The 8446-nt window shown below is 64.6% G+C and carries 7 protein-coding genes; 4 read left to right on the top strand and 3 right to left on the bottom strand.

Annotation, left to right across the window (positions count from 1 at the left end):
- The coding region (locus J0I42_RS19845; RefSeq protein ID WP_291657349.1) for an efflux RND transporter permease subunit at positions 1 to 2087 on the bottom strand (2087 nt) is incomplete at its 3' end.
- A 123-nt stretch (positions 2088 to 2210) separates the two neighbouring features.
- Positions 2211 to 3290: an efflux RND transporter periplasmic adaptor subunit gene (locus J0I42_RS19840; RefSeq protein WP_291657347.1), complete on the bottom strand. Its 1080-nt coding sequence runs from the start codon at positions 3288 to 3290 to the stop codon at positions 2211 to 2213.
- A gap of 421 nt (positions 3291 to 3711) precedes the next feature.
- Between J0I42_RS19840 and phnC the strand changes: the two genes are divergently transcribed.
- From phnC to phnE (J0I42_RS19820), 4 genes are all read left to right on the top strand, one after another.
- On the top strand, positions 3712 to 4530 hold the full coding sequence (gene phnC / locus J0I42_RS19835; RefSeq protein WP_291657345.1) for a phosphonate ABC transporter ATP-binding protein: 819 nt from the start codon (positions 3712 to 3714) through the stop codon (positions 4528 to 4530).
- Positions 4531 to 4607: 77 nt separating this feature from the next.
- Complete coding sequence (gene phnD, locus J0I42_RS19830; protein WP_291657343.1) at positions 4608 to 5522, top strand: phosphonate ABC transporter substrate-binding protein; 915 nt, start codon at positions 4608 to 4610, stop codon at positions 5520 to 5522.
- A gap of 264 nt (positions 5523 to 5786) precedes the next feature.
- Entirely contained in the window at positions 5787 to 6668 is an 882-nt protein-coding gene (phnE, locus tag J0I42_RS19825) for a phosphonate ABC transporter, permease protein PhnE (protein WP_291657340.1), read from the top strand.
- The gene (gene phnE / locus J0I42_RS19820) at positions 6665 to 7519 is read left to right on the top strand and encodes a phosphonate ABC transporter, permease protein PhnE (RefSeq protein ID WP_291657339.1); all 855 of its coding nucleotides are present in this window, start codon (positions 6665 to 6667) and stop codon (positions 7517 to 7519) included. Before phnE (J0I42_RS19825) ends, phnE (J0I42_RS19820) begins: the two co-directional genes overlap by 4 nt.
- Positions 7520 to 7669: 150 nt before the next feature.
- Here the strand turns inward: phnE (J0I42_RS19820) and phnF are convergent, their stop codons facing one another.
- The gene (phnF, locus tag J0I42_RS19815; RefSeq protein ID WP_291657338.1) at positions 7670 to 8413 is read right to left on the bottom strand and encodes a phosphonate metabolism transcriptional regulator PhnF; all 744 of its coding nucleotides are present in this window, start codon (positions 8411 to 8413) and stop codon (positions 7670 to 7672) included.
- Between the last annotated feature and the right edge of the window lie 33 nt (positions 8414 to 8446).

The following is an 8446-nucleotide window of genomic DNA, read 5'->3' as shown; positions in this document are numbered from 1 at the left end:
ATGAGGTTGGTCTCGACATTGGTCAGAACCGGCGAACTGGAGACCTCCGTGATAAACTGGTCGACATAGGACTTGATCTGCGTATAGGGCTCCGACGAACGCAGCACGAACTCGACGGGCTTGCTGTTCGCCTGCCCCTGACCGAGCGAGGCCGGGTTGGTCGCGAACAGGCGGATGCCCGGGATCTGCGACAGCCCCCGGTTGATCTCGGCGACGAGATCCTGCTGCTTGCGCTCGCGCTGTTCCCAGGGCTTCAGGCGAGCGAAGCCGACCGCGCGCGTCACGTCGGGGAAGCCGACGATGACGAGATAGGTTTCGACCTCGGGGATCTTGCTGAAGTAGTCCTCGACCTGCCGTGCATATTCGGCCGTGAACGAGACCGTCGCGCCTTCCGGGGCGACGCCGACGGCGTTGATCGTGCCGCGATCCTCGACCGGCGCCAGCTCGGCGCGCAGATGCGTGAAGAAGAAATAGCCGCCGCCGGCGACGCCGAGCGCGAGCAGCACGACGAGCGGACGCACCGACAGGGCCGCGCGCAGCGAGACCTTGTAGCCGCGCGACAAGCCCTCGAAGCCGCGCTCCAGCACATTGTAGAGCCAGTTATGCTTCTCGTGATGGCGCAGCAGCTTGGCGCACATCATCGGCGTCAGCGTCAGCGCGACGAAGCCCGAGACCAGAACCGCGCCGGCGAGCGTCAGCGCGAACTCGATGAAGAGCTTGCCGGTGCGGCCGGTCGAGAAGGCCATCGGCGCATAGACCGCGACCAGCGTCAGCGTCATCGCCACCACGGCGAAGGCGATCTCGTTGATGCCACGGATCGCCGCCGGCGTCGGCTGCATGCCGTCCTCGATATGCCGGTGCACGTTCTCGAGCACGACGATGGCGTCGTCGACGACGAGGCCGATGGCGAGAACCATCGAGAGCAGCGTCAGCGTGTTCACCGTGAAGCCGAGCGCGTACATCAGCGCGAAGGAGCCGATCAGCGACACCGGGATTGTTACCAGCGGAATCAGGGTCGCGCGGACCGAGCGCAGGAAGATGAAGATGATCAGCACGACCAGCACGATCGCCTCAATGATCGTCTGGTAGACCGCCTTGATCGAGCGGTCGATGAAGACCGAGGTGTCGTAGGACTTGGCGATCGACATGCCTTGCGGCAGGTCCTCGATGATGCCGGGCAGCGCTTCCTCGATGCCGGCCGAGACGTCGAGCGGGTTCGCCGTCGCCTGCTTGACGATGCCGATCGTGACCGAGGGCGTGCCCTTGAACCAGGCGGCATTGCGCTCCTCGCGCGCGCCGAGCTCCACCTTGGCGATGTCCTTGACCTTGACCGGGAAGCCGTTGGCGTCCTTGACCACGATCTCGCGGAATTCCGCCGGCGTGGTCATGCTGGTCTGCGAGAGCACCGTGAATTCGCGGTCGTTGCTCTCGATGCGGCCCGACGGAATCTCGATGTTCTGCGCGCGGACGGCCGCCTCGACCTGCTGGACGCTGACGTCGTAGGCCGACATGCGGGCGCGATCGAGCCAGATGCGCATCGCATACTGACGCTGGCCGAGGATGCGGACCTCCGCAACGCCGGTGACGTTCTGGACGCGGTCGGAGATGAAGCGGTCGGCGAAATCGGTCAGTTCGAGCGGCCCATGCCGCGAACTGGTCAGCGAGAGATAGAGGATCGGCTGCGAGTCGGCCTCGACCTTGGCGATGACCGGCTCGTCGATCTCGTCGGGCATGCGGCTGCGCACGCGGCTGACGCGGTCACGCACGTCGGAGGCAGCGACGTCGGGGTCGACATCCGGACGGAAGCGCACCTGGATGAAGCTGCGCTCCTGGCGGCTTGTCGAGGACAGGATCTCGATGCCCTCGATGCCGGCGATCGAGTTCTCCAGGATCTGCGTGACCTGCGTCTCGATGATCTCGGCCGAAGCGCCGCGATAATCGGTGCGCACCGAGACGATCGGTTCGTCGATATTCGGGTATTCGCGGATCGTCAGGCGGCCATAGGAGACGATGCCGATCAGCATCACCAGAAGACTCAGCACCGTCGAGAGAACGGGTCGGCGGACGAAGAGTTCGAAGAGGCTCATGGGCCGGTCCTCAGAGCATTTTCGTACAGAGCGGGGCCGGTTTGCGTGAAGAACCGAAGGTCCGCGTCAGCGAATATGCGTTAAACAAAGAGATCGCGTATTTCGCAGCAAACGCGAAATGCTCTAGGACTGGCTCGTCCGGACGACTTTGTCCTTGATCGCGATGGTCGCGCCGTCGCGCAGCCGCATCTGGCCGGCGGTGATGATCTGCATGTCGGGCTTCAGCCCGCTGACGATCTCGACCTTGCCCGGCAGGCGCTTGCCCAGTTCGACGCTGACGCGCTTCGCCTTACCCTTGTCGACGATATAGACCATCTTGCCGACGGCATCTGGCACGACCGCCATCTCCGGCACCAGAAGCGCGTTCTCGCGCTGGTCGACGGTAATGGCGAGCCGGGCGAAAAGGCCGGGCTTCAGCGCGAGGTCCGCATTCGGAATATTGGCGCGCAGGCGGATCGCCCGACCGTTCACGTCAACCACCGGGTCGATCGCGTAGATCTGTCCCTGGAACTTGCGGTCCGGCACGGCATCGACCCGCATCTGCACAGGCTGGCCGGTCTTGAGCCGGCTGAGGTAAATCTCGGGCACGCGGAAATCGATCTTGATCGGGTCGATGCTGGTCAACGTGATCAACTGCTTGCCGACCGAGACATAGTCGCCGACGCCGACCGAGCGCAGACCGACGACGCCGCTGAACGGCGCCACGATGGTCGACTGCGCGAGCTTGGCCTTGGCGAGCTGCACGCGCGCCTCGCTGGACGCAAGCTTCGCCGCAGATTCATCGAGTGCCACCTGGGTGCCGGAGCCGCGCGAGACCAGCGACCGCAACCGCTCGTTCGTGTCGCGGGCAAGGCCCAGATCGGCCATCGCCTGCTTGAGCTCGGCATCGAGGATCGCCGTATCGAGCTTGACCAGCTCCTGACCGGCCTTGACGCGCTCGCCCTCCTTGAAGCCGAGAAAGACGACACGGCCGGCGATCTCCGGCGCGATCACCACGGATTCGTCGGCGGCGAGCGTGCCGAGCGCCTCGACCTCCTCGCTCACGGTCGCGATTTCGATGGAGGCGACCTCGACCGGGACGGCACGCGGCCCAGAAACCGCGCTCGCCTGGGCCTGCTGGGTGCCGGCGCGCTGATTGCGGTAGGCATAGTAGCCACCGCCCGCGATGGCGGCGACGAGAATAAGTAGAACGAACCGCTTCATCAGGCTGGAGGCTCCGTTGCCGCCCATTGGTCTTAAATGGAACGAAAGGCGTTGCTAAGATGCCGGCGTGCCACAGCGACACAAAAACAGAGGTCCTTGTGTCGCTGCCGCATCGATCCGGCTTCGCAAACATCGATGCAAGATGCTTGCCGATTAAGAGGCCCAACGTCGCGGGCATCTCTGCCGAACACAGGCATCCGCCGTCATCCTGCCGGGAAGCTGCGGATCGTCCAAGTGCATTCTGGAGACCTCACGAAACGTTGACCGGCCCACGGGCGGGCGCATCGCCCTTTTCGGGGCCACGCGGGTCGTCATGCGGCTGTCATCCACGATCGTTAGGGCTCGCCGCGATCGAGACGCCCCCTCCGGCCTTGGCCGGATGGGGACGCGTCGTGCCAGCATCGTGCCCGAGAACCAGTCCATGCTCCGCATCGAAGGCCTGACCAAGCGCTTTGGCGACAGGAACGCGGTCGACGCCGTCACCCTGACCGTCCCGAAGGGAGAGATGGTCGGCGTCATCGGCCCTTCCGGAGCCGGCAAGTCGACGCTGCTGCGCATGCTGAACCGCCTGACCGAACCGACCTCCGGCCGGATCGTCTGCGCGGAGCAGGATGTTACCGGTCTGAAGGGCGCCTCGCTCCGGCGCTGGCGCCGGGATACCGCCATGATCTTCCAGCAGTTCAACCTCGTCGGACGCCTCGACGTGCTGACCAATGTCCTCCTCGGCCGGTTGAACCACCGCTCGGCGGCGCTGACCCTGGTCAAGAGCTTCTCCGAAGACGACAAGATCCGCGCCATCGCGGCGCTCGAGCGTCTCGATATGGGGCATCTGCTGGCGCAGCGCGCCGAGACTCTCTCCGGCGGCCAGCAGCAGCGCGTCGCCATCGCCCGCGCCCTCGTCCAGGAGCCACGCATCATCCTCGCCGACGAGCCGATCGCCTCGCTCGATCCACGCAACACCCAGGTCGTCATGGACGCGCTGTTCCGCATCAATCGCGAGGACGGCATCACCGTGATGTGCAACCTGCACGACCTCGACATCGCCGCGAAATACTGTGACCGTCTGATCGGCATGTCCGCCGGCAAGGTCGTGTTCGACGACGCGCCGCAAGCGCTGACCCGCGAGATCGCAGCCGAGCTTTACGGCATCGAGGCCAAGGATGCCGGGGCCGAGGCGCTGGATGCGCTCGACGCCATCGCCGCCTCCGAAGCGAAGCGCGCCCGCCAGAAGATCGCCTGATTTCCAGAGATCGCCGGACCGGCCCGAGCGCCGTCGCCGCGAGAAGACCGTCACGCCTTCAAACCAGGAGCACACAGATGCTGACCCGTCGTCATACCCTCACGCTCGCCATCACCGGCCTCGCGCTGGCCGTGGCCCCGGCTTTCGCGCAGGACTGGAAGGCGAAGTATCCCGAACTGATCTTCGCGGTGATCCCCTCCGAGAACGCGTCCGGCGTCACCGAGCGCTACACCCCCTTCGTGCAGTATCTCGCCAAGGAACTCGGCACCAAGGTGACCCTGCGCATCGCCAACGACTACGCCGCGATCATCGAGGGCCAGCGCACCGGCAACATCCACATCGCCTCCTACGGCCCGTCCTCCTTCGCCCGCGCCCGCATGACCGGCGCCAAGGTCGACGCCTTCGCCATCGAGACCAACCTCGACGGTACCAAGGGCTATCACTCGGTCTTCTACGTGAAGAAGGATTCGCCCTATCAGAAGGTCGAGGACCTCAAGGGCAAGAATCTCGGCCTCGTCGACCCGAACTCGACCTCCGGCAACAACGTCCCGCGCTTCGCGCTGAACGGCATGAAGATCGAGCCGGAAACCTTCTTCTCGAAGGTCGTCTATACCGGCAGCCACGAGAACGCGATCATCGCGCTCCAGCAGGGCACGGTCGACATCGCCGCCAACTGGTGGAACGACGAGCAGGAATCGAACCTGCAGCGCATGGCCCGCAAGAACATGGCCAAGGCCGAGGATTTCCGGATCATCTTCAAGTCCGAGCAGATCGTGAACTCGCCGATGGCCTATCTCACCGACATGCCGGAAGAGCTCAAGGCCAAGATCCGCGACGCAGTGCTGAACCTCGCCACCAAGGACAAGGCCGCCTTCGACAAGATCTATGAAGGCAAGCAGGGCCCGCTCGTTGCCGTCGATAACAAAGCCTACGACCCGATCATCGAGCTGAACAAGTTCGTCGACGATCTCCGCAAGAAGAAGTCGTCGTAATCGAGACGTCATCCGCGACCGGAACCCCTCTCCTGCATCGAAATCGGCTGTTGCCGATTTCGACACTCAGGTTACTGATCTCGGACAAATCCGAGATCAGTAAGAGGGGCAGGGGTGAGGTGTAGGCCGTTGGACCAATGAGGCACGCCCTCACCACGCGGCGACCACCTCACAGCCAATCGCGAGACGGCCTACCCCTCACCCTGCCCTCTCCCCACGGGAGAGGGTCCCCCGCGCCTTTCTCGGCAAGGGATAATACGTTTCATGACACTCGCGATCGACCGCAACGACCCGGCCATCCGGGCCCATGCCGAGGCCTATCGGCAGGCTTCATCCGCCAAGCGCCGGCAGGCCCTGATCGGCATCGTCGTCTTCATCGCCTGCGTGCTCCTGTCTGCGCGCGGCGCCGAGGTCGATCTCGCCAAGTTCTTCGAGAACATCAACCGCTTCCCGAAATACATCTACGAAACACTGCCGACACTCCGGCTCTCGAGCCTCGGCTCCGACCTTTCCGAATGGTACTGGGGCCTGCGGGGCTGGCTGAAGCTGCTCTGGCAGACCGTGCTGATCGCCTATGTCGGCACGATCCTCGGCGCCGCCGGCGCCTTCCTGTTCTGTTTCGCCGCCGCCGCCAATCTCGGGCGCGCCACCTGGCTGCGCTTCGCGGTGCGCCGCTATCTGGAATTCTGCCGCACCGTTCCCGAGATCGTCTTCGCGCTGATCTTCGTCATCGCCTTCGGCCTTGGGCCGCTGCCCGGTGTTCTCGCCATCGCGATCCATACGATGGGCGCACTCGGCAAGCTCTTCTCCGAGGTGGTCGAGAATATCGACCTGAAACCGGTCGACGGCGTCACCGCCGCCGGCGGAAGCTGGTGGCAGATCGTGCGCTTCGCTGTCGTCCCGCAGGTGCTCTCCAATTTCGCCAGCTATGCGCTGCTGCGCTTCGAGATCAACGTCCGTGGCGCCTCGATCATGGGCTTCGTCGGCGCCGGTGGCATTGGCCAGGACCTGATCGAAGCCATCCGCAAATTCTATTTCACCGATGTCAGCGCCATCCTGCTGCTGATCATCGTCACGGTCATGCTGATCGACTACGCCACCGAGCGGCTGCGCCACGCCCTCCTCAGCCTGGAGCACAGCCGATGAGCCTCGCCCTCTCGACGGCCGAGCGCGCCGACATCCTCACCCGCCACGAGGCCGCGATCCGCGGCTCGCTGAAAACGAAGCTCGCGACGATCGGCACCATCGTCGCGCTCGCCGGCTTCTTCATCTACGGGCTGACGACACTCGAAACCTCGCTCTGGAAGATCATCGCCGGGCTCGGTAATCTCGGCACCTTCGTGATGCTGATGCTACCGCCCGATCCCGGCTCGTTCGCCCGCGCCGTCATCTTCGTGAAGGCCCTGTTCGAGACCATCGCCATCGCCTTCCTCGGCACGGTACTGGCGGCACTCTTCGCCCTGCCGCTTGGCTTCATCGCGGCGCGCAATGTCATCGCCAACCGCGTCGTGCATTTCCTCGCCCGCCGTTCGCTCGATACGATGCGCGGTGTCGACGCCCTGATCTGGGCGCTGATCTGGGTGAATGTCGTGGGCCTGGGCCCCTTCGCAGGTATGCTCGCGATCATGACCAGCGATCTCGGCGCCTTCGGCAAGCTCTATTCGGAAGCGATCGAAGCGGCCGACCGCAAACCGGTCGAGGGCGTATCCTCCGTCGGTGGCGGCAAGGCGCATGAGATCCGCTTCGGTCTCCTGCCGCAGGTCCTGCCGGTGATCGCGAGCCAGGTGCTCTATTACATCGAGTCGAACACCCGCTCCTCGACCATCATCGGCATCGTCGGTGCCGGCGGCATCGGCCTCTATCTCGCCGAGACCATCCGCACGCTCGAATGGCAGCAGGTCTCCTTCCTGATCCTGCTGGTTCTCGCCGCAGTCTCGGCCATCGACTTCCTGTCGGGCAAGCTGCGCTTCGCGATCATCGGCAGGCGGGCGAGCTGAAGACAGCGACAGACCCGGAAAGATCGAGTCTTCTACCCACCGTCATGCTCGCCCTTGTGGCGAGCATCCACGTCTTGAACACCGTCCTCGACAAAGGAAGACGTGGATGGTCGGGACAGGCCCGACCATGACGAAGCGCGGCACCTCGCTTCAATCCCCGAACGGCTCGATGACCATCTCCACGCGCTCGGCAGCGAAGACGCTGCTCACGAGATGCACCGGCGTCAGGTCCGGCAAGGCATCGACCGCCGTCGAGATCATCACGGCCGATTCCGGCGCGATCTCCAAAAGCTCAGCCTCGCGCTCGTCGGCGAGCCGCGCCGTCAGGCGCGTCGACAGGCGTACATAATCCGCGATGCCATAGATCTTGAGGGCCGCCGTGATCGAACCGGCCGCCTCACGATAGGCCTTGTCGAAATCGGGGAAGCGCTCGACCGACAGCCAGTGCGTGCCCGTGCCCATCGGCACACCGTCGGCGAGACTCACGCCCTGCACCTGCCAAAGCGGCGTCCCGGTCTTCAGCTTGAGCGCCGTGCAGGCCGAAGCCTCGCCCACGATCACCTCGGCCGTTAGCATGCGGCTCGTGCCGGTAATGCCGAGCTTGCCCATATTGGTGCGCATGCTGACGCGCCGGCCGATCGGGTAAGGCAGACGCGGCGCAGTCACTTGCGTGCCGCGCCCGCGCGAGACCGTCACCAGCCCCTGATCCGCCAGATGGCGAAAAGCCTGCCGCACCGTGTGGCGATGCACGCCGTAGCGTTCCGCCAGCGCGACCGAGGCCGGCAGCGTATCGCCGAGCTTGTACTCACCGCGCCCGATCGCATCCGCCAGTTCATCGGCGATGCGTCGCCAGGCCGTGCCCCCGTCGCGCTCCGCCAGTGCCGCATCCGTCATCAAAGTTTCATCCGAAAAGTATAGACCTTTACC

This window comes from Allobosea sp., assembly GCF_017308015.1.
Lineage (GTDB): Bacteria > Pseudomonadota > Alphaproteobacteria > Rhizobiales > Beijerinckiaceae > Allobosea.
The sequence above is the reverse complement of the archived record's forward strand: the minus strand, read 5'-3'. Positions and strand labels throughout refer to the sequence as shown.